At 46.7% G+C, this 25,638-nt stretch carries 23 protein-coding genes and 1 pseudogene; 12 read left to right on the plus strand and 12 right to left on the minus strand.

The features are described 5' to 3' along the window. Positions 1-72: 72 nt before the first annotated feature. The 9 genes from BM056_RS03695 to BM056_RS03730 form a co-directional block, all read right to left on the minus strand. Positions 73-1,125, minus strand: a complete 1,053-nt coding sequence (locus BM056_RS03695) for a TRAP transporter substrate-binding protein (RefSeq protein ID WP_092468830.1) — start codon at positions 1,123-1,125, stop codon at positions 73-75. Between the two features lie 174 nt (positions 1,126-1,299). After that, the gene (locus BM056_RS03700) at positions 1,300-2,253 is read right to left on the minus strand and encodes a 5-oxoprolinase subunit C family protein (RefSeq protein WP_207648125.1); all 954 of its coding nucleotides are present in this window, start codon (positions 2,251-2,253) and stop codon (positions 1,300-1,302) included. Between the two features lie 59 nt (positions 2,254-2,312). Further along, positions 2,313-3,050 (minus strand): 5-oxoprolinase subunit PxpB, encoded by a 738-nt coding sequence (gene pxpB, locus BM056_RS03705; RefSeq protein ID WP_092468832.1) that lies wholly within the window; start codon positions 3,048-3,050, stop codon positions 2,313-2,315. A 21-nt stretch (positions 3,051-3,071) separates the two neighbouring features. After that, positions 3,072-3,854 carry a LamB/YcsF family protein gene (locus tag BM056_RS03710; RefSeq protein ID WP_092468834.1) on the minus strand — a complete coding sequence of 261 codons (783 nt, stop codon included), beginning with the start codon at positions 3,852-3,854 and terminating at the stop codon, positions 3,072-3,074. Between the two features lie 314 nt (positions 3,855-4,168). Further along, positions 4,169-5,617, minus strand: a complete 1,449-nt coding sequence (locus BM056_RS03715; RefSeq protein ID WP_092468836.1) for a sigma-54-dependent transcriptional regulator — start codon at positions 5,615-5,617, stop codon at positions 4,169-4,171. Positions 5,618-5,620: 3 nt separating this feature from the next. Further along, positions 5,621-7,384, minus strand: a complete 1,764-nt coding sequence (locus BM056_RS03720) for a sensor histidine kinase (protein WP_092468837.1) — start codon at positions 7,382-7,384, stop codon at positions 5,621-5,623. A 56-nt stretch (positions 7,385-7,440) separates the two neighbouring features. Next, entirely contained in the window at positions 7,441-8,910 is a 1,470-nt protein-coding gene (locus tag BM056_RS03725) for a sodium:solute symporter family protein (RefSeq protein WP_092468839.1), read from the minus strand. After that, the gene (locus tag BM056_RS26050) at positions 8,903-9,040 is read right to left on the minus strand and encodes a hypothetical protein (RefSeq protein ID WP_165613362.1); all 138 of its coding nucleotides are present in this window, start codon (positions 9,038-9,040) and stop codon (positions 8,903-8,905) included. The genes BM056_RS03725 and BM056_RS26050 overlap by 8 nt, the downstream gene beginning before the upstream one ends. Positions 9,041-9,167: 127 nt before the next feature. Further along, positions 9,168-9,572 carry a VOC family protein gene (locus BM056_RS03730; protein WP_092468841.1) on the minus strand — a complete coding sequence of 135 codons (405 nt, stop codon included), beginning with the start codon at positions 9,570-9,572 and terminating at the stop codon, positions 9,168-9,170. Positions 9,573-9,881: 309 nt separating this feature from the next. Between BM056_RS03730 and BM056_RS03735 the strand changes: the two genes are divergently transcribed. The 6 genes and pseudogenes from BM056_RS03735 to BM056_RS03760 all read left to right on the plus strand — a co-directional run. Next, positions 9,882-10,208 carry a DUF3796 domain-containing protein gene (locus tag BM056_RS03735; RefSeq protein WP_165613363.1) on the plus strand — a complete coding sequence of 109 codons (327 nt, stop codon included), beginning with the start codon at positions 9,882-9,884 and terminating at the stop codon, positions 10,206-10,208. Between the two features lie 14 nt (positions 10,209-10,222). Beyond that, a complete protein-coding gene (locus BM056_RS03740) occupies positions 10,223-10,432 on the plus strand; it encodes a helix-turn-helix transcriptional regulator (RefSeq protein WP_092468845.1) in 210 nt (69 codons plus the stop codon). 326 nt (positions 10,433-10,758) lie between these two features. Then, a complete protein-coding gene (locus BM056_RS03745; protein WP_092468847.1) occupies positions 10,759-11,673 on the plus strand; it encodes an alpha/beta hydrolase in 915 nt (304 codons plus the stop codon). Positions 11,674-11,959: 286 nt separating this feature from the next. Further along, on the plus strand, positions 11,960-12,478 hold the full coding sequence (locus BM056_RS27155) for a response regulator transcription factor (protein WP_092468849.1): 519 nt from the start codon (positions 11,960-11,962) through the stop codon (positions 12,476-12,478). After that, the gene (locus tag BM056_RS03755) at positions 12,441-13,082 is read left to right on the plus strand and encodes a hypothetical protein (protein ID WP_131820716.1); all 642 of its coding nucleotides are present in this window, start codon (positions 12,441-12,443) and stop codon (positions 13,080-13,082) included. Before BM056_RS27155 ends, BM056_RS03755 begins: the two co-directional genes overlap by 38 nt. A gap of 120 nt (positions 13,083-13,202) precedes the next feature. After that, a pseudogene (locus tag BM056_RS03760) lies at positions 13,203-13,418 on the plus strand (phosphoenolpyruvate synthase); the annotation flags it as partial. Positions 13,419-13,420: 2 nt separating this feature from the next. Here the strand turns inward: BM056_RS03760 and hepT are convergent. Together hepT and mntA are read right to left on the minus strand one after the other, a co-directional pair. Further along, complete coding sequence (hepT, locus tag BM056_RS03765) at positions 13,421-13,840, minus strand: type VII toxin-antitoxin system HepT family RNase toxin (RefSeq protein WP_092468853.1); 420 nt, start codon at positions 13,838-13,840, stop codon at positions 13,421-13,423. After that, positions 13,833-14,240, minus strand: coding sequence for a type VII toxin-antitoxin system MntA family adenylyltransferase antitoxin (mntA, locus tag BM056_RS03770; RefSeq protein ID WP_092468855.1), 408 nt, complete (start codon positions 14,238-14,240; stop codon positions 13,833-13,835). The genes hepT and mntA overlap by 8 nt, the downstream gene beginning before the upstream one ends. A 286-nt stretch (positions 14,241-14,526) precedes the next feature. Between mntA and BM056_RS03775 the strand changes: the two genes are divergently transcribed. Next, positions 14,527-16,125 carry an MDR family MFS transporter gene (locus BM056_RS03775; RefSeq protein WP_092468857.1) on the plus strand — a complete coding sequence of 533 codons (1,599 nt, stop codon included), beginning with the start codon at positions 14,527-14,529 and terminating at the stop codon, positions 16,123-16,125. Between the two features lie 240 nt (positions 16,126-16,365). Here BM056_RS03775 and BM056_RS03780 read toward each other — a convergent pair whose 3' ends face one another. Then, positions 16,366-16,968, minus strand: coding sequence for a TetR/AcrR family transcriptional regulator (locus tag BM056_RS03780; RefSeq protein WP_092468859.1), 603 nt, complete (start codon positions 16,966-16,968; stop codon positions 16,366-16,368). Between the two features lie 368 nt (positions 16,969-17,336). Here BM056_RS03780 and BM056_RS03785 point away from each other — a divergent pair, with 368 nt between their 5' ends. From BM056_RS03785 to BM056_RS03805, 5 genes are all read left to right on the plus strand, one after another. Beyond that, on the plus strand, positions 17,337-18,440 hold the full coding sequence (locus BM056_RS03785) for an NADH-quinone oxidoreductase subunit D (RefSeq protein WP_092468861.1): 1,104 nt from the start codon (positions 17,337-17,339) through the stop codon (positions 18,438-18,440). Between the two features lie 225 nt (positions 18,441-18,665). Then, positions 18,666-19,316: an HD-GYP domain-containing protein gene (locus BM056_RS03790; protein WP_092468863.1), complete on the plus strand. Its 651-nt coding sequence runs from the start codon at positions 18,666-18,668 to the stop codon at positions 19,314-19,316. A gap of 245 nt (positions 19,317-19,561) precedes the next feature. Then, entirely contained in the window at positions 19,562-21,118 is a 1,557-nt protein-coding gene (locus BM056_RS03795; RefSeq protein WP_092469254.1) for a phosphatase PAP2 family protein, read from the plus strand. Positions 21,119-21,410: 292 nt separating this feature from the next. Continuing rightward, a complete protein-coding gene (locus tag BM056_RS03800) occupies positions 21,411-22,991 on the plus strand; it encodes a sigma 54-interacting transcriptional regulator (RefSeq protein ID WP_092468865.1) in 1,581 nt (526 codons plus the stop codon). A 309-nt stretch (positions 22,992-23,300) separates the two neighbouring features. Then, positions 23,301-25,592: a sensor domain-containing diguanylate cyclase/phosphohydrolase gene (locus BM056_RS03805; RefSeq protein WP_092468867.1), complete on the plus strand. Its 2,292-nt coding sequence runs from the start codon at positions 23,301-23,303 to the stop codon at positions 25,590-25,592. Positions 25,593-25,638 lie beyond the last annotated feature (46 nt).

A 25,638-nucleotide genomic window follows, 5' to 3' on the forward strand; every position in this document is an offset into this window, starting at 1 on the left:
GCGGCGATAAACTCGAAATAAGTGCGACTAAGGTTCAGGTGGGGTCAAAACCCCACCTGAACCAAGTCTTCTTTATTCGCGGCCTACCTCTTTCTGGAACGCGTCAACAATTTCCTTGGCTTCGGGCGGCGCACTCTGCAGCCATTCATCCCGGATATCCTTTGTAATATCGGACAGGTCATTCAAGAATTCCTGGCTGGGAGGAACGGTAACGATGCCATTTTCGTTGCACAGGGCTTCCTTATCCTTATCCAGCTTGGCCACGTCTTCCCACATTTTGGCTTCAATTTCTTTACCGGTGGCAATCAGGATTTCCTGGGTTTCCGGATCCAGTTTATTGAATTCATCAAGGTTTACTGTGATCAGGTCGGTGGCCATGGTTACGTTCATGGGTGAGTAATACTTCAGCACTTCCCAGAATTTGGCGTCGACAGCGGTGGGAGTGGAAGTCAGAACCGAGTCGATAACACCGGTGGCCAGTGATGAGTACACTTCACTGAAGGGCAGCGGATAGGGAGTGCCGCCAACGGCTTCCATTACCAGGCCGCCGTTCTTATCATAGGTGCGGGTCTTCAGGCCTTTCATACCGTCAACGCTGGTCACTTCTTCCTTGGACCACAACCCGGCCGCCGGCCACGGGGCAATGTAAAGGATCTTTTGGTTCCATTTCTCTTCCGCTATCTGGTCAAAATAAGGCCGGGCAATATCGTTCAATATTTTACCTTCTTCGAAGCTTTGGATTAAAAACGGCAGGGTAACAATTTCAAAAATAGGCTCGTCTCCGGCTACACCGCTGGTCAGCATGTCGGATACCGGCACCAGACCGTCGCGAACTACTTTAAGCAGTTCGGGTCCTTTGTAACCCAGGGCGCCGCCGGTGGAAACGGTAATCTCCACCTGACCTTCAGTGGCTTCTTTAACCTGATCCGCAAATTCCTGCAGCCCGATACTCTGGTGGTTCTCCGGCGGCCAGACCGAGTTGGCCGTCCATTTAACGGGGTCAGCCGCTTTTTCTGAGCCTGACTGCTGTTCCGAAGCTCCCCCGCCGCACCCGGCAATAATTATAGACAGGGCAAACAGGGACGCAATAAGGGTAAATAGACTTCTTTTCTTGGACCAATGCATGATACAAACCTCCTAACTAAATTTACATTTAACTAAGCAGTTAAAGCATCAAGGGTGGCGAACCCCCGGTAACGCCCGTATTTTATACCTCCTTTGCATGCAAGTATTGATATTGTTGATGCCCACCGGTCGATTGCCGACCGGCCGGCAAAATAACAACCAGCACTACAGGTACTAAAGCCTTATGAATCTGGTCGGCAGCAGCTTAAGTCTGTTCTCGTAAGCGATATATGCCTCGTAGGCCTGTTCCGGTGTAACCGGGGTGAAGCTGACTACTTCTCCGGGCCTGGCCTGGGCCGGTTTCCAGAGATCCGGGGTGATAACCGTGGCTATCTTGGCATAGCCACCGGTGGTCTGCCGGTCCGTCAGCATAATAATGGGCTTCCCGTTACCGGGCACCTGGATGGAGCCCATGGCGATACCGTCGGAGATAATATCCGGGCTGTTTTTGTGTGCAATCTCCGGTCCCTCCAGACGGCAGCCCATGCGGTCGGATTCCAGCGCTATCGTATATGCGCTTTGTAAAAAGGTTTGTATTCCCTGCCGGGTGAAGGCGTCGTCCTGGGGCCCCGGAACAACTCTGAGCACCAGCGGGTTAACCGGTTCGTGCCGGTAGTCCGCCGGTACGGTCCGGGGCGGTAATTGACTGTCTCCGGCAATTGGCCTGACCGACAGTTGATCACCGGCGCATAAGGCCCGTCCTGCCAACCCGCCGATCCCGGCACGCAGGTATGTGGATCTGCTCCCCAACACCGGGGGAATGTCAAACCCGCCCGCTGCCGCCAGGTAGGCCCGGCACCCTTCAGGCCCACCGGTAAAATGCAGTCTGTCGCCCCGCCGAACCTGGAATGACTGCCAGGGCGGGCAGCTAATATCGTTCAGTCCGGCCCCCAGGTCGGCGCCGGTAAGCGCCACCAACCCCGGGGTCAAAAACTCTATCAGCGGTCCAATTAGCGTGATTTCCAGGCAGCCTTCATTTTCATTGTTGCCCACCAATAGGTTGGCTACCCGCAGGGCATATTCATCCATGGCACCGGCCACGGGCACGCCTTGTTTTTGATATCCGAAGCGGCCCCGGTCCTGGATGGTGGTTAAAAATCCGGGATTTTCAATCCTCAGTAACGGCAATCTTATAACCTCCTACACCGGTTGGTTACACCTGATGCGCGCACAGCTTTTCCAAGCGGTCAAGGACATTTGGTCACCTGGTTTACGGTGATCCGGTAAGCGCCTTTTTCAACTGCCGCCTCTATTTGCCGGTATTGCCGGGGCGTGACGGCAAAGAAACGGACAAAATCACCGGCGCTTAAGAGCACGGGATTGGAACCGGATGGTTCGAACAGCCGCACCGGTGTGCGGCCGATAACACGCCACCCGCCCGGGCTTGCCACCGGGTAAATACCGGTCTGGCTGCCGGCGATGCCCACCGAACCGGCGGGGATGCTGATACGGGGAGTTTCCAGACGCGGCGCGGCAATGCGCCGGTCCATTCCGCCCAGGTATGGAAAGCCGGGGGTGAATCCCAGCATGTAGATTAAATAATCAGCCTCGCTGTGCAGGCGGATGATATCTTGTGCGGCAAGGCCGGTATAGTCGCAGATGAAGTCCAGGTCAGGGCCGAAATCACCGCCATAGGCCACTGGCAGATGATAAATAACGGGGTCGGGAAATTCACTGGTTGCCAGGCTGGATTCTATTTCCCGCAGCCTGGCGATGAGCAAAGCAGGTTCCCAGACCAGGGGGTTGTAAATTACCAGTAACGAACGGTAGGTGGGTATGTATTCCATAACGCCGGGCAAACCGGCTTTTTCCAGAGCCAGGGTAAAGCCCCGCACCTGATTGTTTATTGCCGGGGATATGGCGTTTCCGAATTCCACTACCAGCCCTTTATCTCCGGCGGGCAGATACCGGGCCTGTTTGTACATATAAAACGCCTCCGTAAAAACTTATCCGACCAGTTCAGCCATGGGTACAACAGCGATACCTGCTTCAGATAAAGTCCGGCGCAGGTTGATGATGTGGTTTATTGCCCCGGGTGTATCACCGTGCACGCATATGGAGTCCGCCCGAACTGGAAAACTGGTGCCGTCGATGGCTTTAATCCGCCCGGTGGTGATGATTTCCACCATCCTGGCGGCGGCTGCGGCTGAATCTGTGATTACGCTGCCGGGTTCGCTCCGGCAGACCAGGGTGCCGTCGTTGTTATAGTTGCGGTCGGCAAACACTTCCCGGGCGTACCGCAGGCCCACTTCCCGGGCTGCTCTTTCCAATTCTGAACCGGCCAGCACCAGGAATACCAGATTTTTATCCAGGCTGTAAACAGCCTCTGCCAGGGCCCGGGCAATTTTTATGTCCCCGGCGGCGGTATTATACAATGCTCCGTGGGGTTTTACATGCTGCAGCACCGTTCCCCTGGTGCGGGCAAACGCCTGCAGCGCGCCTACCTGGTAGATGACATAGTTTTTAATCTCTTCCGGGGTGGCTTCCAATTTACGCCTGCCGAAACCAAGTAAATCGGGAAAACCAGGATGTGCCCCCGGAGCCACGCCGTGGGCCAGCGCCAGGTCTATTGTGCGGGCCATTACCCGTGGGTCACCGGCGTGAAATCCACAGGCTATGTTAGCTGATGATATATGTTTGATAGCTTCTTCATCCAGGCCGATTTTATAAGCACCGAAGCTTTCTCCCATGTCACAGTTTAGATCAACCCTGTTGGCTATGATAATCATCCCCTTATCGGCTGCGTTTTTTATTCGTGAGTGCCAATCTTTTTTATGAATTTTTTATCTCGTTAACCGCCGCTTAACTCGAAATAAGTGCGACTAAGGTTCAGGCGGGGTCAAAACCTCACCTGAACCAAGTCTTCTTTATAAAAATTTAAACGGTGCAATTTCAATGCCTGAATTTCCGCACCGGGGCGTTTTGGCCGTTAAAGCTTGTCACGCCTGGCATACACTTTTAGTATATGCACTGAAGAAAAAATAAAAAAGCGCTTTGGATGAGCGCTTTCGAACATTCCGGTGTGCTTTTTCGCACACCGGGATTATTGGTTTTTAAAGTACTTTTCTATGCGCCGCTGCAGGGCAAAACGGCTAATACCCAGCATTTCCGCAGCCCTGGAAATATTCCAGCCTGTTGCCTGCAGCGCCTTTTCCAGGTAATTACGTTCAATGGATTGCAGTTTCTTTTCCAGGGAAAACCCGTCGTCAGCCAAACTTTTTGTCTCCGTCGGGCGGGTGGAAACGGTAGTTGTTTTAACCGGGCCGGCAGGCGTCTTAGGTAATGCATCAATAGTAATGCCCGGGTCCGGATAATCCAAGGCGCTGCGCAGTGAATCGGGCAGTTCTCCAGGGGATATCCATTTCACGTCATTTAGTATCAATATTCTTTCGATGACGTTCTTCAGTTCGCGGACGTTTCCGGGCCAGGGATAGCTCTGCAGGATATTCTCGGTTTCAGTTGAAAAACCGCTGAAACTCTTGTCCATCTGCTTGTTCAACTGACGCAGGAAATGGTAGGCGATTAGTACTACATCGTGTTCCCTGGCCCTCAGGGGCGGCATAATAATAGGGAAGACATTCAGACGGTAATACAAATCTTTTCTGAAATGTCCCCGGGTTATTTGTGATTCCAGATCCTGGTTGGTAGCGGCAATTACGCGTACATTAACATGAATATCCTCCAAGCCGCCGATCCTTTTAAACTTCTTTTCTTCCAGGAATCGCAGCAGCTTACTCTGCAGGTCGGAAGGGAGTTCACCAATTTCATCCAGAAACAGGGTGCCCCCGTCGGCAATTTCCAACAAGCCTTTTTTGGTGCTGGAAGCCCCGGTAAAAGCGCTTTTTTCAAAGCCAAACAATTCGCTTTCCAACAAATCCCTGGGAATGGCGGCGCAGTTGATATCCAGAAAGGGCTTCTTCCGGCGTTTACTGTGATAATGTATCGCTTTGGCCGCCAATTCTTTGCCGGTGCCGGTTTCACCACAAACTAGTATGCTGGTGTTGTCATACCCGGCCACCACAGATATTTTTTTGATTACATCCTTAATAGCCGGGCTTTCCCCGATAATATTTATATCGTTCACGCTGTTGTGCTGGTGGCAAAAAGGTTGTTCTCCCCGTACTTTTCTCCTATTGGCGAATGCTTTTTCCAGGCAGGCTTTGACCTCGTCCAGGTCGAAGGGCTTGTTCAGGTAATCAAAAGCACCTTCCTTGATGGCTTTGACGGTGCTTTTGGTATCCCCGTAAGCAGTCATTAAAACCACTACGGTGTCCGGAAATCTGATTTTGATCTCTTTCAAGAGGTCGATCCCGTTTTTACCCGGCAGTCTGATATCCAGCAATACAAGATCGTAACCTTTCCGGGCCATGATCCCCAGACCGCTTTCGCCGTCGCCCGCGGCAGCAACCTGGTAGCCGGCGTCTTCCAGTCCGGCCCGCAGGGAGTTTCTAAAGGTGGTTTCATCGTCAATAATGATAATTTTCTCTTTCATCTTCTACCCCCTTGCCATTATCGGCAGTTGTATGGTAAAAGTTGTCCGCCCGGGTTTACTGCTCACTTCGATGGTACCCTCGTTTTCAGCAACCAGTTTTTGTACCACGGACAGGCCCATGCCGGTTCCCCCGGGGTCGGTACTGAAAAACGGGTTGAATATTTTGGGCAGGTCTTCAGGCGCTATCCCAATGCCTGTGTCACTAACCCTCACCTGGAGATTGTTCTCTGTGCCCAGGTATGGTTCGATTGTCAATTCCAGTGTTCCACCCCCGGGCATAAACTTTAAGGCATTTAAAAACAAATTTAGAAAAATTTGCTGCAAGTGGTCTTTATCCGCTTTAACCGGCGGCAGATTGGTGGGGGCGTGCATCAGGAATGTGATATCGTTATTATTAAACTGCTTATCCAGAAAGAACTTGGTGTGATATATAACTTCCTGAATATCCACGGCGGTAATGCGTGTCGGTGTGGTGCGGGCAAAACTCAAAAGGTCCGTTACCAGGTTGCCCAACCGGTTAATTTCGGCCTGAATTCCTTCCAGTAACGGTATGTTTTTGGGGTCACTGTTCATCCTGGTCACCAATACCTGGCAGCTGGTCTTCATTCCCGCCAGGGGGTTGCGAATTTCGTGGGCCAGGCCGGCGGCCAGTTCGCCAAGGGAAGTCAGGCGGTTTATTGTTTCTATCCGTTCCTCAATCCTGCGTTTTTGGGTTACGTCCTGAAAACTTACCACTACGCCCTTCTGGTCCATTTCATCGTCAAACAGCGCCGTGTTTACTTCAATATAACGCCTGGAACCCTGGTTGTCACGGATTTGGTTGATAACATGCAACGGTTTTCTCAACTCGATGGTCATAGTGGCCAGTTTGAGCACCTCTTCAAGGATTGGGGAACCTGATCCGTCTTCGGTACCCAGGATATCCACGGCGGTGTTGTTCAGGGTCACGATATTGCCGTCATGGTCGGTGGTCAAAATGCCGGTGGTGGTGTTTTTAAGTATTTCTTTGTTTAACCGCTGAATTTTAAGCAGCTGTTGATTCTTTTCAAATAAACTCTGGCTCATATCCCGGATGGAGTCGGCCAGGATGCCCACTTCGTCGGTTCTCCTGATCTCCAGGTCGGGTTTCAGGTTTCCCTTACCGATGTCACGGCAGACATTGGCCAGCGTGCGGATGGGCCGCGAGAGGCTGTGGGCTATTAATATGGTCAGTTCCACGGCCAGAATCACCCCCACCAGGGCCACCAGGATGGTATATTTCTGGATTTCAAACAACGGCGGCGCCAGGTAGTCCATTTGTACCGTCCGGAGCAGCACCAGGTTTTGCCCGGGGATGAGGCGGTATACCAGATATCGCTTGGTAAAATCCTTTCCTTCCAGGGGCAGTTCTCCTTTACCCTGCTCCCAGATATCCAGCATAACCGTTGGCAGGACGTTTTTTAACTCTTCATTGTCCAGTGACCCGTCTTTAGGCAAGCCGATCAGGTGGCCATCCTGGATAAAAAATCCGGGTACATTATTTTCAATCAGGAACTCCAGGGTTTTCGACCGTAAATCGCCGGCGGACAGGCCGTTATCGGTGCTCATCTGGTACAGGTTTTCCAGGGCGAATGCCGTGTTATCCAGCTCTTCGGCGGCCATGGATTTTCGGTTTGCCAGCAGGTGGTTGAAACTGCCCAGGTAAGATACCACCCCGACGGAAAGCACCGGTATTATAACCAGCAATAAAAAGGGCAGCATGATTCTTTTTTCAATACCCAACCGCAAAAAAGCTTCACCCTTTCATCCGGGAACACTATATTTACTAAATTAGAAAACTAAAACTAGTTGGACTTCGCATGTTTGGCGGTCAGTTTACTGACTGTGATAAACAGCAGCAATGAAACCAGTACACCGGGAAAGGCCGGGTGGATTAATGCACCGGGGGTGTCCACCAGGTAATGGTAATATATTTTAAGCCAGCCGACACTGATCAGGAGTCCTCCCAGAAAGGCGGCCAGCGCACCCTGCCTGGTGGCCCCTTTCCAGAAAAGACCGCCGTACAGGGGGAACAAGAATGTGGCCGCCACTATACCCCAGATATTGCTGCCGAATACCAGCAGCCCCTGAGGCGGGTTGACCGCCAGCAGCAACGATACGGTGCCGCCTACAGCAATAACAATGCGGTTTAAGTTAAGAAATTTTTCTTCATTGATAACGGGGTTGAATAAGTTCTTGTAGATATCGTAGCTGAGGCCGCCGGCCATGATCAACAGCTGGGAGTTGGCCGTGGAAAGGGCGGCAGCGATAATGCTCATTAATATTAACCCACCCAGCTTGATACTGAGTATACTGTCGATCACGTAAGGGAACACCATGTCGATGGAATCCACCGGCGCGGTGGGCAGCAGCACCCGGGAGCCGATCCCGGCGAGAATGATGGCGATATAGATAAAACCAAGCAGCAGGACGGCGGTACCGATCATCAAGACTGCCGTGCGGGTATCCCGGGCGGACAGGATACGCATCGCATACTGGGGGTTGGCCGCCAGGCCCAGCCCCCAGCCGCAAAAGGCGGTAATCAGGAATATGGGTGGCTGTAAACCCAGGGCGGTGGGGTGTACTAGACTGCCCCGGGGTGTAAACTCCCCTCTGCCCGCCAGTATTTCGGTGTTTATTTGCGCCGCCGCCAGATGCAGGTTGGTGATTCCACCTGCTTCTTGCACAATAAAATAGGCGGCCAGGATGGAACCGCAGAAAACAAGCAAAAAGTTGATAACATCGGTGCGGGTTACCGAATGCAGGCCGCCAAAAGTGGTGTAGAGGATAAAAAGGTAAATGAAGAGGATGCTGAAAGTATAGGGTATATTCAGCATGGAGGTCATCACTATACCAAAACCTCGTATTTGGATGATGATATAAAAGATGTAGCCCAAGATAATCACCAGGCCGCCCATGGCCTGCAACAGTCTGCTGTCGTACCGCACCCGGAAAAATTCGGGTATGGTAACCACATTATATTTTCTGAGCCGGACGCTCATCAATACGATAAAGGCGGCGCCGATAAACCAGCCAAAAATACTGTAAGGTATGGCGGCGTACCCATAAGCGTATAAGGAACCGGGCAGGCCCAGCATTGAAGCGGCGCTGAACCAGGTGGCCGCAAAGGTGCAGACAGAAACAAACAAGCCCAGGCTGCTTCCGGCCAGATAAAAGTCCCTGGTGCTTTTGACCCGGTCGAAACCATGCTTGCCAAACCACAAAATGATTACGGTGTATAAAATAAAAAACCCCAGATACAGGAGCTCAGTCAATTTCCGTCTCCTGCCTTTTGCTGAGAATTATTTTAGCCAGCACCAGGGGTAGAAACCAGAAAGCCGCAAAAGGGAGAATTATCATCACCCAGGTAACCGTTGGTAAACCAAAGAAATATGCTCCCGCCATTTAGGTCCCTCCAGCACCCGCAAAAATCGGCCATTTTTCGTCTAATATTAACTAGTTATTATCTTTTTGTCAATTAAACCCCGTTGAGCGGCTTAAATTGCAGCGCTCTTGGAGAAGTGTTGGTTATTTATGCAAGATTTAATTGCCATGAGAGACCATATTTATCTTCAACCCAACCGTACTTTTTGCTGAATGGATAAGCTGCTAACGGCATTAAAACTGTGCCGTTTTGAGATAACTTCTCGAAGACTCGATTAATCTCGTCTTCAGTATCACATGTTACATATAATGATATTGCGGGGGTAAATGTAAATTCTTGCTCAACATTGCTATCTATACACATAAACACTTGTCCCTTGAGTGAGAATGTAGCATGTAACACGGTCCCCTCTTTGCCGGCTTCGTTTGCTCCATAACGATTTATACTAATTATTTCTGATTGGTCAAATATAGAGGTGTAAAAATTCATTGCTTCCTCAGCCATTCCAGAAAACATTAAAAACGTAAAAATCTTTTGACTTGAATTCTCCATTTAATTTTCTCCTTTTTTAATTTTGAATGTAAGTACCGGTAAGTATACCACTCTTTTTAAAAATTAACCGGTATTGCGCCGGTTTTTTGATGCGGCTTTCTCGAGCCTGGTTGGCTTGCAAAAACATAGCCCTCGCCATTTCGGCAACCCCCATAAAATAATTTAGCGCCGGAGATTCGAAGCCCCCCAACGCTTTCCCTTGGAGAACATTTTCTTTGAAATGTACCGATAAAAAATTGACAGCTTAGAAAAAAGTTATATAATTATAACAATATGTTATATATTTATAACAGGGAGGGGGGATTTAATATGAAAGAAAATTTTCTTTGGTATTTAGGTTTTTTGGGTGCATTGGGTCTTTTAGGTTTGATTACAGACAATCCGGGTTTTTATGGTTTTTTCGGTTTCTTTGGTTTTTTTGCCTATAGAAAAATAATCTTCGATGAAAGATTTAAAGAAAACGTTAATAAGGCCGCTAAAAATGCATTTCTTTCAGCAATAATTTTTTATCCCCTAGTTACCACTTATGCAGTTTTTACTTCCTCTTTTGCATCGGTTTATTCTTTTGCCTTTGCGATAAATTTTGCATTACAAATTATAATTTTTAGTTTTTCATTGTCTTATTATGAAAGATAAAGGAATGGTATAATTTGGCTTTATATACACGAATCAAAGAGTTTAGGGCTAAATTTAACATGACACAAGATGAACTGGCAAATATTGTTGGAGTAAGAAGAGAAACTATAATCCATCTTGAAAAAGGAAAGTATAATCCTTCCCTTGAATTAGCCTATGATATTGCAAAAGCATTAAATGCATCGATAGACGAGCTTTTTTCTTATGATGATAGCCATAAATGATTATTTAATACGCAGCATAGACATATTGCGAAGTATTGCTTATTTACTTAAAATAATAAGCTATAGGGGTAAATCTAATACCATTTACAGTAATTAAAAAATACATCGAGTCCCAGGGTGAGAAAAAATGATCATCGTTCATCGGTTCCACATTGAGCCAGCCAAAGTGCAGGAGCAGAAGTTGTTTCTTAACCTTTGTCCCTGGCGGTCGATGAACCAGGAAGCTCCCGCCTCTTAGCGAAGCGTAGGCGGGAGAGGCTTCACTTGTGAAACTATTATAAATATGAAGACCGTTATTCTAAGGCAAATCCAGTGAGGTTGTAGGGTTGTACAGACAATTAACCGAGAAAAAACAAGGTTATAAAACAGCTAAAAATAGGCAATTGCCAGTTATTAAAGCCATAATAATATTTATTCTGCTTGCAGTTATAACATCCGTATCCATCTGCTGGGCCGTTACTCACCCGCCCCGCCATCAGATTGCCAGAACCCCTGCTTCTAAAGGACTTATTTATCATGATGTTACATTCCCCAGCCGGGTGGATAACCTTGAAATAAAAGGCTGGCTGATTCCCTCCCCCAAGAGTGACCGCACAGTTATTATTGCTCACGGTTACCGCAATAACCGTTTACAAGACGACGTGCCGGCATTATCTTTAGCCGGGGGATTAGTTCAGGCCGGTTATAACGTATTAATGTTTGACTTTCGTAATTGCGGTGAATCACCCGGCGACATTACTTCCTGGGGCCTCTACGAAGTACGGGATTTGCTGGGAGCCATAGATTTTATACGCAAGCAAAAAGATATTTCTCACCGGATAGCTCTGTTCGGTTTTTCCATGGGAGCAAGCACATCTATACTGGCAGGGGCACGGGAGCCGGCAGTGGATGCGGTTATTGCCGACAGTCCTTTTGCCGATCTTAAAAAACACCTGAGCAACAAAACCTATCCGCTTGGTTTTGTATTGCTGCCGGAATTTTCATTGATAACAGGGTTGGACCCGGGAAAAGTCAGCCCAATTAATGCATTGCCACTGTTGTCCCCCAAGCCGCTGATGCTGATACATGGGGATGCTGACAGGATTGTACCGGTATCCAACAGCAGGGAACTCTCACGCGCTTACGGGGATAACGCCATACTTTGGATAGTGCCGGGGGCCGGCCATTTAAAAGCATATGAAAAGGCAGGACCTGCATATTTAGCAAAAGTAATTAATTTTCTTAACGCATCTCTTAAATAGTCTGCCGCCCCCTGACTCACAAATGTTGGGAATTGAATGAATATCGTTATTTTGATAAAACTTACAAATATTAAACTCGGTGGGCTTTGTATGCCATCTTTTCGACTGAGTTCGGATTTAAGAAATAAATACAGTAAGATTTCTGAGTTCTGCCATAAATATTAATGGTTACTTTGTTTTGACTTTGATGGGGGGGTAATAATGAATTCCGCTCGAATTCTTATTATTGAAGATGATGTTGAAATAAACCAACTGGTAGCGAAATACTTGAATAAAGAGGGATTCGATGCAGATTCCGTTTACGGGAAGAGAAGCACTCTCGTATATTTCCAATCAGGAATACCAACTCATCATTTTAGACTTGATGTTGCCTAAAGTTGACGGGCAGGAAGTTTTGCGCAAGATCCGCGAAAAGAAAACCATCCCGGTGATTATCCTGTCCGCTAAGGATAGAGAAATGGATAAAATACTGGGTTTAGGGCTTGGCGCGGATGATTATATGACCAAGCCGTTTACGATCGGAGAGTTGATCGCAAGGGTCAAAGCCCAGCTTCGCCGTTACATGAATTTCAGTCCGGACGCCACTGGGGCCGAACCCAAGGTTTTGAAGTACGGAGATCTGGAGCTTGATCTGGGGACACAATACATCTGTTATAATTACCTTCTGGTTCCTTGGTCAGTGCCTTTTTGTCATAGGCCCCGAAGGTGCACATATCAACATTTCGGGCATATCGGGTCTTGCCGCCAAAACGTCTTATGCCAAGTTCTTGATCAAAGCAATTCAAGACAGCTATTTAAGCCGTGAAGATGTGGAAGATGATAGCGTGGCATTTTTACTGTTCAATGTTAAGGGAAAAGACCTGATGGGCATCCATCTTCCGAATGACTTTGCCGAACCAGGCAGAACCCCTGAGCAGGTTGCCAAAGAGAAAACGGAAACACTTGCGCTGTATACAGGAATGGGTCTGACACAGGAACCATTCCAACAAGTCAAATACTTTATGCCGAATGGCGCAGATGGTAAGAAAGCGCAGTATACCCATTTGCTTGCCGAAGAGTTTCAGGCGTATGTCGATGAGGGCAGAGCCGCGCAATTTACCTTTACATACAGGGAGGACAAGGAAGACTTAGATCTCTTCTTCGCCAACGTGGATGATACCAACCAGACAATTGATGCCATCCAAGAATATATCATCGCGGGTCAAGGCGGATTCAATCTTGTGAACAACTGGAAAGGCTTTCATGATTGTGTTGGGAAGCACTGCGACCCGAAAGAATCCCCCGACACAAAAAAAGAAATTCCGGTTGTTTCATGGAGGAAGTTCCGACGTATCATTACACAGCATATCAAAGGTTCGCCATTATTTCAAAGCGATGAAAATAAGCTCAATCCTGATAAAATTGGCTGAGCCTAAGTGGTCTGTACCTTACATTAACGTAAACGAATGTGGGCGGTCATAATTTGCAACCACTCCTAAATCAAGATATTGGCTTTAATCCTGCTGCATTATAACACAATCAGGGGTACTTCCATAAGGGCGTACCTTGAAAAATACGGTATGCGTTGCCCCGGCGAGATCGATATCACCAGGACCCGTTGGAGCGATAAGCCGACCGCCCTCATCCCCATGATCCTCAGTAATATTAAAAACTATGCGCCGAATTCAAGTCGTGTCATATTTGAGCAGGGACGGCTGGAAGCAGAGCAGAAGGAACGGGAACTCCTATCCCATACTAATAATTTAAGTTAGGTCCCCGGCAAAATCTGTTTCTTTATTCTATCTGCAAACATAATAAAATCAAAAAGGTGTTTTTCAATAATATTTTGTATAATATTTAAATTTATGGACTGATAGTCATGAACCGCGATATTGCGAAAGCCTACCATAGCTTTTAAGCTTGCAGTTAATTTTTGATCAATAATATTATTTTGATATAACAAGTCAAAGGCTTCCCGGCTGCTTTGGGGAAGGCCCAGGTTTTTCTCGGCAACGATATGCATGGCCAAGTCAATTGATGCCTCACAGGATCTTTGGATATTCAGTATAATGGAATCCTGTTTGGTATAATCCTCAAGGTTTTGAGGATTACCGTCATATACTTGATTGATTCTATCCAGACACCGTTTTATTACCATTATCTTATTTATTATTACATCGTTACTCATACATCGAGCCTCTTCCCGTTATCTTATTCATGACACACCGGCGTTCCTCATTAAGCCGGGCATATTTTTTAAGGGTAAGCATATGAAATAATATTCGTTTATCTTCATCCTCACAGTAAATAACTTTTCCTGTTGTCACCACCCTCGCCTGGAACACAGTTGAGGCATGCCCTAAATCCACCAGGTCCACATCCCTATCAAGTATATCTGCCAACCCCTGTCCAACCATAAATATATAATAGGTACTGTATTTTTGTTCTGTTAAAAAAGCTATATCAACATCACTTTCAGGTAGCATATTTCCGGTTATTGCAGAACCGAATATTATTATAAGATAAGGAGATACTTTTTCCAGCAAATACTGTTTTACCAGGTCAATTTCTTGTTGTGCTAAATACATAATTTACACCGTTCCTAAAAATTTATGCTATTGTACCATATATTGTACCATATATTGTATCAGTAACAAACATGAGATGCTAAGACCCCCACTTGGGATAAACAACAGGACTGAGTGCTTCAGTTTCCCAGGTAACGCCGGCGAGTTTCTGGAGCAATTGCCCGGCGGTAAACGAAAGGCAAAAAAAACCAGAAAGATGATCAGCGTTTTGCGTAATGTTGAATTGAAGGGTATGTAGAAATACTATAAATTCTAAGGACATAAATTGAAAAAGGAATAAGATAATATGACAACCGACGCATTAAAACAACAAATCCAAACGACAAATCAAATTACCGGGCAGCGCAAATGGTGGGCGCTGGCCACCGTCATGGTGACCATGTTCTTTTCCTCCATGGACCAAACCATTATCTCCACCGCCATTCCAACTATTGTTGGGGACTTGCAGGGGTTTGCCCTGTATGCCTGGGTATTTAGCGCGTACATGTTGACTTCGGCGGTGACCGTTCCGATTTACGGTAAGTTATCCGATGTATACGGGCGGAAGCCCTTTTACATCTTCGGACTGGTGATGTTTGGAGTTGGGTCGGCCATCTGCGGCCAGGCCGAAACAATGCTGGAATTGGTATTGGCCCGCGGGCTGCAGGGGATCGGAGCCGGCGCGATGATGAGTATGCCGCGGGCGACAGTGGGGGACATTTTTAACCCTAAAGAGCGGGGGCGCTGGATGGGGGCCATGGGGGCGGTATTTGGGGTGTCCAGCATTATCGGCCCCGCGATCGGCGGCTGGATTACCGGCACGTTTTCCTGGCGCTGGGTATTTTATATTAACCTGCCCTTTGCAGTACTGGCCATTATTGGCGTTGTCCTCTCGTTGCCCAAAGTCCGTGCGGACGAACAAGTCAAGCTCGACTGGCTCGGGTCGGTGCTGCTGGCTACCGGCCTGGTACCCATTTTACTGGGGTTCACCTGGGCCGGTACGAAGTACGCCTGGACCTCTCCGGTGGAGTTGGTTTTGTTCGGAAGCGGCGCAATTATGCTGGCGTTGTTTATTTGGTTTGAGCGCAAGGTTGCCGATCCGATCATAACACCAACTTTGTTCCGCAACCGGATCTTTTCCACTTCTCTCGTGCTCGGGATTCTCGTGTCCATGGCGATGTTCGGCAGCGTGATGTTCCTGCCCCTGTTCGTCCAGGGTGTCATCGGCCTGAACCCCCGGGACAGCGGGCTGGTTATGTCGCCCATGATGATCAGTTTTATCGTCGGGAGTATCATTTCCGGACAGATTATGACCAAAACGGGAAAATATCGCCTGCTCTCGCATATTAGCGCAGCGGCGATCATCCTGGGTACGATTTTGTTAATGACGATGGATATCAATACTGCCTATCCCACCGTTATCGTCAACATGGTGGTACTCGGACTGGGGGTGGGCTCCCTGATGCCGCTGCTCAATATCGCGGTGCAAAATGCTTTCCCATACCGGATGATGGGCACCGTCAATTCCACCCAGCAATTTGTATCTTCGCTCGGGGGCGTAATTGCCTCTCCGATCTTCGGATCAATTTTAAACCGCGGGTTCCAGGAGCGCTTTAATGCCGCCCTGCCCGATAAAATAAAGGATCTGGCAGGCGGCATATCTCAGTTCGAGCCGCAAACCCTGCTGACGCAGCAGGCCCAACAGGCTATCGCCGACCAGTTCGCCCGGTTCGGCGCTGCCGGCCAGGAAATGTATCACCAGCTTTTACACGCCGTGAAGGTTTCGCTTGCTGCCGGTATCGGCAATCTGTTTGAAGTCGGCCTTGTGTTCGCCGTGCTCTGCTTCATCGGTACATTCTTCCTGCCGGAACGCACCCTCCAGGGAGATGAGTACTATAACGATTGACATCTTCCCATATTACCTCTATTATTTCTATTCACGCTGCTTAAGCTTAAGAAAATTTAATGTATTTTTAATCTTATTTTCATAAATAGCTGGTAAGATGTATTTAAAGACAAGGATGAGCTTATACCACCTCCTCATTTAACATAAAGGGCGGGCAGTGATGAAATGTCATCGCTGCCCGTCTCCGATTTAAGGCGGGATAAGGGATGAGACAAGGGGACAGGTCCCTTGTTCCGACGCTTAAGGTTCTATTCCATTTATAATAATTTCTATTCTCCCAAATAGTTCAGATGTTAGCGACTCGCTTAATTTACCCTGCAGCCATGAAAATAGTGTATGAAAATATAAACCGGCTAAAATATCGGCTGCATGGGTAGTATTTACATCAGAACTAAATTCTCCACGTTGCTTTCCTTCATTTATAATTTTACCTAGAACCACTTGAAAATCTACTATACTTTTCTCGTCGGAAAGTTTCCGGAGATCTGCATTTTTAAATATTTCTATTACTATAAGATGGGTTATTTCCTTCTCTTCTTCATTGAATCTGGCAAGTATCCGAAAGTATTCAAATAGTTTTTCTTTGGCACTTTGAATTTCAATTAGCTTTTCCCCCAAGACTTTATCCAGTAAAACTAATCGTTTTTCTCCTAAGTAAAAAAGTATTGCGTTTTTACTGGGAAAGTGGTTAAAAAAGGTTCCCTTGGCTACGTCCGCTTTTTCAGTTATTTCCTCTATAGTTGTTTTATCATAACCTTTTTCCAAAAAAAGTTCTAAAGCAGCTTTGTATATATTTTCTTTTGTTTGATCTTTTTTTCTTTGACGCCGATTCTCTGTTCTCAATTAAAACCCTCCATTAATGACCAAACCATAGTGACTTTAGTTTAACTTTGAAGCATAGTCATTTTAACAAAAATTCCTCTAAATTTCAAAGATAAATTAACCCATTCTATCTTTTCCTCATAACCGGTGCGTCTCTTCTTGACATTATGGCCCTATTTCATTAACAGTACGGCTCAGTATATGTTAACTTAGCGGCTCCCGCACCGAAATATTCAAATAAGTAATTTTTGTATAGAGTATAAAATTGAACTATGGTATAATGACCATAATAAAAAAATATACCGAAGTCATTTTCTTGGTAGAACAAAACCAAGCCCTTAGCCCCAAGGCGTACAGGTTAATTAATCCGTTAGAGAGGTGAATAGCAAGTGTTGAAGACACAACTGTATCATCTAAACCTTGGACCGCAACACCCCGCTACGCACGGTGTCTTTCAAATTATTCTCACTTTGGATGGAGAAAGAGTGGTCAAGGCTAAACCGGTTTGCGGTTATCTGCATCGGGGTATTGAAAAATTGGCCGAAGCTCGCACTTATACGCAAGTAATTCCTTACACGGACAGATTGGATTACTTTGCCGCCATGTTACAAAACTGGGGGTATGTTTTTGCTGTAGAGAGATTAATGGGCATTGAGGTGCCTGAAAGAGCTGAATACCTGCGCGTTATCTCGGGAGAGCTATCCCGCTTGACCAGTCATTTGCTTTTTACCGCCACTTATTCATTGGACATCGGGGGTTTTACCGGATTTCTTCTGTGTTTTCGAGAGCGGGAGCGGGTAATGGATTTGCTGGAAGAATTAACGGGGTCCAGAATGACTCTCAGTTACGCCCGCATAGGCGGGGTTGCCGATGATGTTCCTGAAGGATGGTTGGAAAAAGTAAACAAGTTGATGGACGATATGCCCGCCTATATTGACGAATACGACGGGCTTATCACCGGCAATGAAATTTTCCAAGTTCGCACCAAACACATAGGTGTTATTTCTTCTGAAATTGCCGTAAATTACAGCCTCAGTGGCCCTTCACTGCGTGGCTCGGGTGTTGATTATGACCTGCGCAAGGCTAAGCCGTATAGTATTTATGACCGTTTTGATTTTGAAGTACCTCTGGGCAAGCATGGGGATTGTTTTGATCGCTATGTTTGCCGGGTCCGGGAGATGCGCCAGTCGGTGCGGATCATCAAACAAGCCGTTAAACAAATTCGGGAAATTGACGGCCCGGTAAGAGCCAAAGTGCCAAAGGTGCTAAAGCCCCCGAAAGGCGGCATATACGCTGAAATCGAAAGTGCCAAAGGAATTATCGGTTACTACGTTGTTAGTGATGGCACCGACAGACCTTATCGAGTGCATGTTAGAAGGCCGTCATTCATAAACCTTGGTTATCTGGATGAAATGCTGCGGGGTTGTTTGTTGGCAGATGTAGTGGCCATTTTGGGTAGTCTTGATATTATTATAGGTGATGTGGACTGTTGAAATAAAGTTTTAGGCGGATAAATATGCGAAAACAGAGTACCGGAATCAGCGCTTTATTTTAAATATTTGCTGTTTGTGGCAGGGGTGGATTGGTTATGAGTTCAACCCCCTTTGGGGAAAGATATTTGGGGATTTTATTAGTTTTATCATAATTTATATTGATTTTTGGGTTCAAATAATCTAAATTTATAGATAATTACTTTTTATTTTAAAAGGTTGGATGTAATGGAAACCGCGGCAAATTTATTTAAAATCAATTCAGGTATAGAAGAATATCCCGATCTAAATGAAGAGATACTTGCTGTTTTAAATGGCGCTGTTGATGTTTTAACTACCATTTGTTCGTTAATTGATTCTTATACAGCCAACCACCAGTTGAGAGTCGCCCAGTTGGCTTGCGCCATTGCAGAAAAAATAGGTATGCCCAAAAAACAAATTCATGGCCTTCAAATCGGTTCACTCTTGCATGACATCGGCAAAGTGGCTATTCCCAAAGACATATTGTCCAAGTATGGAGCCATCAGCGAGCATGAATTTGGTATAATTAAATCTCATCCGCAGAATGGTTATAAAATATTAAGCAAAATAAAGTTTCCATGGCCGGTGCAAAAAATGGTTCTGGAACATCATGAAAGAATGAATGGTACAGGTTATCCTGTTGGTTTGTTGGGGGATGACATTTTGTTGGAAGCAAGAATTATTGCGGTAGCCGATGTTGTTGAAGCCATTAGCTCACACCGGCCTTACCGGAGTTCTCTGGGAATGGAGACGGCCATCAATGAAATTCGTGAAAATAAAGGGGTCCTGTATGACGAGCATATAGCAAAAGCATGTATTAGATTAATCATGGAGGACAATTTTGAATTTTCCTCATAACAGCTAAAACAATTTTTACCCATGCGCGAAACAAAATGGATTGCCAGATATGGCAATCCATTTTGTTTCGCCCTAAAACAGGTTTACCCCCCCCTGAACACGGAGGACAGCCAAATGGCAATAGAACCTTGTGGCGAATTTGCCATAAATTACATATTATGGATTGGTTAAAATATTACGTTCAGAAAGGGGAACCTAAAATGAGTGCTGAAACATGGTCACCATCTGTAAAAGAGGTTGTTCAAATGGAGACGGCAAACACGAACTTAAACGTGGCGGAATGCTGTGAAATTGGGCCTACGAGTGCACGGCAGCGTAACCAAGAGGCATTTGAAATTCGACAGGACGCAGCGGTTTTTCAAAGGGACCTGCCTCTCCCGGGCCATCCCTGCAATGGTGATGAAGATTTATTTCCAAGTAAAATCGGCAGCTATTCCAAGGGGTTACCGCATAATCAACTTGGCGAGGTTAACCTTAATGCCTATAGGGACTTGATTAGGGCATTATCGACCGGTAACCCGGACGATTTAGAATTCATAACTTTGGGAGGGGTTACCAAGCTTGTCAATCCCCAGGCCGCTTACGCATTCGATCTGGCGGGACCTGATTCTCATCATTTGGGTATGATTCCGGCGCCGGCCTTCAGCAGCGCCCAGATTGCCGGTGAGATGGCCGAACTGTACTGGCAGGCGCTAACCCGTGATGTGCCTTTCGCAGATTACGACACCGATCCGCTGACCATCGCTGCTGCCTCTGATCTATCGGATTTTTCAGATTTTCGCGGGCCAAAAGTCAATGGAATGGTCACCACGGGGACCTTATTCCGGGGGAATACGCCCGGTGACCTGGTGGGACCTTATATTTCCCAGTTTCTGTGGCAGGACATTCCCTTCGGGGCCAAAACCATCGTCCAGCAATATCGCACCACGGTGGCCGGCGACGACCACCTGACCTCGTATCAGGATTGGTTGAACATCCAAAACGGATTTCCTCCGACAGTCCCGAATGAGTTCGACCCTACGCCTCGTTATATTCGCAGTGGTCGCGATATGGGCGAATATGTTCACCGGGATTTTCCCTACCAAGAAGGCCTCGGTGCTTGTTTAATTCTGCTCGGTTTTGGGCAGAGCGCGCTGGATCCCTCCAATCCCTATTTGCGTTCGTTAACCCAGGTCGGTTTTGCCACCTTCGGCGGCCCGCATATTCTGGATTTTGTGGCCCGGGCGGCGCGGACAGCGCTGGAGGCCGCCTGGTTTCAGAAATGGCTGGTCCATCGCCGGCTCCGGCCCGAGGAATTCGGCGGACGCGTCCAAAACCTTTTAACGGGCGCCGCCAGCTATCCAATTAACCAGGAACTGCTTGATTCACAGGCGGTTTCTGAAGTCTTCGGCAAATTTGGCACCTACCTGTTACCCCAGGCCTATCCGGAAGGCTGCCCCACCCATCCCGCCTATCCCGCCGGCCACGCCTGTTTTGCCGGGGCAGGGGTTACCATGCTGAAGGCGTTCTTTAATGAATCCTTTGTTGTCCCCAATCCGGTTGCAGCCAGTTCCGACGGCCTTTCGCTGGTTCCTTTCCAGGGCCCGCCTTTAACGGTTGGTGGGGAATTGAATAAACTGGCCGCCAATGTCGCCTTTGGCCGCGATTATGCGGGTATCCACTGGCGCTCCGACGGGATTGAGGGCTTAAAGCTGGGTGAAGCAGTGGCCATTGGGGTTCTGCAGGATTACAGGAACACCTATAATGAGGATTTTCGCGGCTTTACCCTTACCAAGTTTGACGGGACCCGCATCATTATTTAATCATTATTTAATCTTCATTGTCTCTAAATTCTCTTTTCGGCCCCACTGGCAGCTAATGTATGTGGTTGAATGCATGGCAGGAATATATAGCCAAAATGTAGAACATAAATAAGATTAAAACCTTTCTTCAGCCTCTGAAACCAGCACATATTTAGATATAATTATCAATCCGGTATTCCTTAACTTTATGCTTTTCATGTGGGGCCTCTGCCTTGTCCTGGAGAAAAAATACCGCTCCTTCTAAAAACCGTTCACATTGGCCCGAAAATGACCATTTCAGGGGTGGGACACGGTGAAAACTTTGCTCGCAAAAGCTGATAACTCAACACGTGTTTGGTTAAGCCAAATTTTGCGTGATGCCGGCCGTCATGTCATTGAATGTGACAATGGAACAAATGAGCCTAATTTTGCTATTGCTATGGTGAAAAACATTAAAGAGCCAAAGAAAGCGAAGATGGTTTTAAACTGGTATAAGCTCTTTTTTGAGCATGCCCGCGATATTATTTTATTCATACGCCGGGAAGACGGTGGAATTGTCGAAGCAAACAATTCTGCGGTTAATGCCTATGGTTACAGCCGGGATGAATTGCTGGCGATGAGTATCTATGACTTGCGTGCCAAAGAAACCTTACCCCTGGTTAAAGCGCAAATGGAGCAAGCAAATCACCAAGGGATATTGTTTGAAACGATCCATCAGCGTAAGGATGGCGGCACATTGCATGTTGAGGTCGGCTCACAAGGCGTTACGATCGGTAACGAGCGTATTTTATTAAGTGTAATTCGTGACATCACCGCCCGGAAAAAAACGGTGGATAACCTTCGGGCAGCCAATAAGGAGCCGGCAGATTCCCGCGGGGCGCCGAAGAAAGTTTTACCTCAGGGAAAAGGGCCTGGTGGGATTGTTATCTTCTCCAAAAAAATGGAATCCCTTTTCCAACAGGCCAAAAAGTATCACACTGATCGATCGATTCCGGTTTTAATCCAGGGTGAAACTGGGACAGGCAAAGAAGTTATCGCCAAATACATTCATTATGGCGGTTTAAGCGTTGTGGAACCTTTTATCGATGTCAATTGCGCTGCGCTAACTTCAAGCTTATTTGAAAGTGAATTGTTTGGTTATGAATCCGGGGCGTTTACAGGTGGACTGCCCAGGGGGCAAAAGGGGAAATTGGACCTGGCTTCGGGCGGCACTATTTTCTTTGATGAAATAACAGAGCTGCCCATTGCCCTGCAGGCTAAATTATTACGGGTAATTCAGGAAAAAGAATTCTACCGGGTTGGCGGTTTGCGAAAAATAAGGATTGATATCAGAATCATCTGCGCAACAAATGGAAATATCGAAAAAAAAGTAAAAGAGGGTTTATTCAGACAAGACCTGTACTACCGTCTTAATGTCGGGCGTCTGTTATTGCTTCCTTTGAGGGAGCGGAAAGAAGAAATCTTGCCCTTAGCCACTAAGTTTTTAGAGGATTTTTCTCATCAGAGAGGAAAGAGATTCAGCAAAATCAGTGACTCCGCGGCCAAATTGCTGCTTTTCTACAGCTGGCCGGGGAATGTCCGGGAGTTGAGAAATACAATTGAATGGGTGACCTTCATGTACGACGATTCTGTACTGAAGCCCGCACATCTGGAAATTCTGCGGCAAAATGAAAATGTTCGCGTAGCAGAAGACTGCGCTCCGGTTATGGACCCGGATAACTTTACACTTCCCGCTGAAGGGTTATACCTGGAAAAATTTTTAAATAACATTGTCGGCCAGGCTCTGGCAATGCACAACGGCAATAAAACCAAAGCGGCTCGTTATCTTGGTATTTCCCGAAGATCACTGCAATGCCGTGTTGATCGAATGCGTAGACAGCTGTCCGGTGATTAACCCGACAACGCCATAATTTTACCTATTCGCGCAGGATTTACGTTTAAGCTGACTGATCCGTGCATTATAAAGCTGTAAAACACAAAACGTATTTTAGCACAGCAGCTTAAAAAACCAAATAGTACGGGTTTCGACAATAAATAGCAAAAAGCTTGCCCAAAATGGCAAGCTTTTTGCTATTTATTCACTGCTATATTAGCGCTATTTGGTAATTAGCCGTGCACAAAAAGAGTGCCAAATTATTATTCGACCACCCGCTAAAAGTCAGAGGGTGATTGGGCCGTACCCTCTTTAAGGAGGTTTTTTTACATGAAAAATCTTTATAACCTTATTCTTAACAATGAGAGCTGGCTTGTAGACAGAGTTTTTGATTATGCCAAAGCGCGTAATTATACCAAATACACTTCAACACTGAGGGAAGCCTGGCGTATGTCTGTCGCCGGCGTATCCGATACGATTATTGCGGCTTTGCAAAATTATGATAAGTCCCTGGAATTAGACCCGGACGATGATTATATCCGGGACCCCATTTCGGCTTACGCTGTTAGGCAGGCCCAAAAGCACCGGGCGCGCGGTGTTAAACTCGGAATGTTTCTTGGTTTATTTAAATACTACCGGCAAAGCTATGTTGATCTTATCCGGGCGGCTGAATTGGAAGAGGAGCTCAGCGATTTTTACCGTTTATTTATCAACAGGATTTTTGATCGCATGGAAATAGGTATTTATTTGGCCTGGGTCAAAGAAAATGAGAACAACCACATCGTTGACAGTTTACAAAAAACCAACCGGTTAATGATCAATGAAAAGAATAAATACTTGACAATATTAAAGCGGTATCAATTATTATCCCGGTACGCCAGGGACATTATTTTATTTGTCCGCCGTGACGGCCGCGTAATTGAAGCAAACGAAGCTGCAGTTGAAGCTTACGGCTATACCCGGGAAGAGCTGCTGCAAAAAAATATCCACGACTTGCGTGCTGGCCACACCAAATCCTTAATCAGCAATCAAATGAGACAGGCGGCGTCTTTTGGCATACTGTTTGAAACTGAACACAAGCGCAAGGATGGCGGCATCTTTCCTGTTGAAGTCAGCTCCCAGGGTGCGGTGATTGGCAACGAACGTATGCTTATGAGCATTATTCGCGATGTCACTGAACGCAAGCAAGTGGAAATGGCGCTGCGTGAGTCTGAAAATAGGTATCGAACTATTTTTGAAACAACCGGTAACGCGACAGTAATAATTGAGGAAGATGGGACAATATCACTGGCCAATATGGAATTTGAGAACCTTTCAGGTTATTCCAGGAGGGAATTGGTAGGTGAGAAAAAATGGATGGATTTTGTTATCAAAGATGATTTACAGAGGATGATAGATTATCATTATATGCGGAGAGTTAAACCGAACACCGCCCCGGGGAATTATGAGTTCCAATTCATTGATAGGCACGGTAATGCTAAAGATGTTTTTGTCAACATTGCCATGATTCCGGAGACCAATAAAAGCGTGGCGTCCCTGCTGGATATCAGCAAACGAAAAAGTATTGAAGAACAGCTCAAATTTTTGAGCCTGCACGATTCCCTAACCGGTTTGTATAACCGCAGCTACTTTGAACGGTCAATGCAGCGCCTGGAAAGGGAGGAGTTTGATCCGGTCGGTATTATTGTGTGTGATGTGGACGGGCTTAAATTGGTCAATGATACGCTGGGACACGACGCCGGAGATAAAATCCTTAAAACGGCTGCAGAAATGTTCAAAAAATCCTTTCGTAAAGACGATATTATGGCCCGTATCGGCGGTGACGAGTTCGCCATATTGCTGCCCAATTGCCAGGTAGAGCTCATTGAAAACGCTATCTATAGAATCAGGAAAGCCATCACGAAATACAATGAGTCCACCCCGGAACTTCCGATAAATATATCAATCGGTTTTGCTGCCGGAACCAAAGGAGCAATGGATTTTAACAATCTTTTTAAAGAAGCGGATAACAACATGTACCGGGAAAAGCTATATCATAGCCAAAGCTCTCGCAGTGCCATTGTCAAGACTCTGATGAAAGCGCTTGAAGCCAGAGATTTTATTACCGAGGGTCACGCAGACCGGTTGCAAACACTGGTATCGAAGATGGCTTCAGACATTGGTTTATCAGAACACAAGATCACCGACCTGCGGCTGTTGGCGCAATTCCATGATATTGGCAAGGTTGGCATACCGGATCGCATACTTTTCAAGCCGGGTCCGCTGACATCGGAAGAATTCTCTGAAATGCAGCGGCACTGCGAGATTGGTTATCGCATAGCGAAGTCCGCTCCGGACCTTAATCCCATAGCGGATTGGATTCTTAAACACCATGAATGGTGGAACGGCCTGGGTTATCCCCTGGGACTGAAAGGAGAAGACATACCTTTGGAATGTCGTATTTTAGCCATCGCCGATGCTTATGATGCGATGACCAATAATAGACCTTACCGGAAAGCCATGTCCAATACTCAAGCCATCTACGAATTAAAGAATTGCGCCAGCATTCAATTTGACCCTCGGTTGGTACAAGCATTCATAAAAGTACTTGAACAGGCAGTTAATGCGCCGGGTATTTTTTGAGTGATCTCTTCAGCGATTACATTTGTACCCTGAATCGAGAAAATTA

Source organism: Desulfotruncus arcticus DSM 17038, assembly GCF_900113335.1.
In the GTDB taxonomy this organism is placed as follows: Bacteria; Bacillota; Desulfotomaculia; order Desulfotomaculales; family Desulfallaceae; genus Desulfotruncus; species Desulfotruncus arcticus.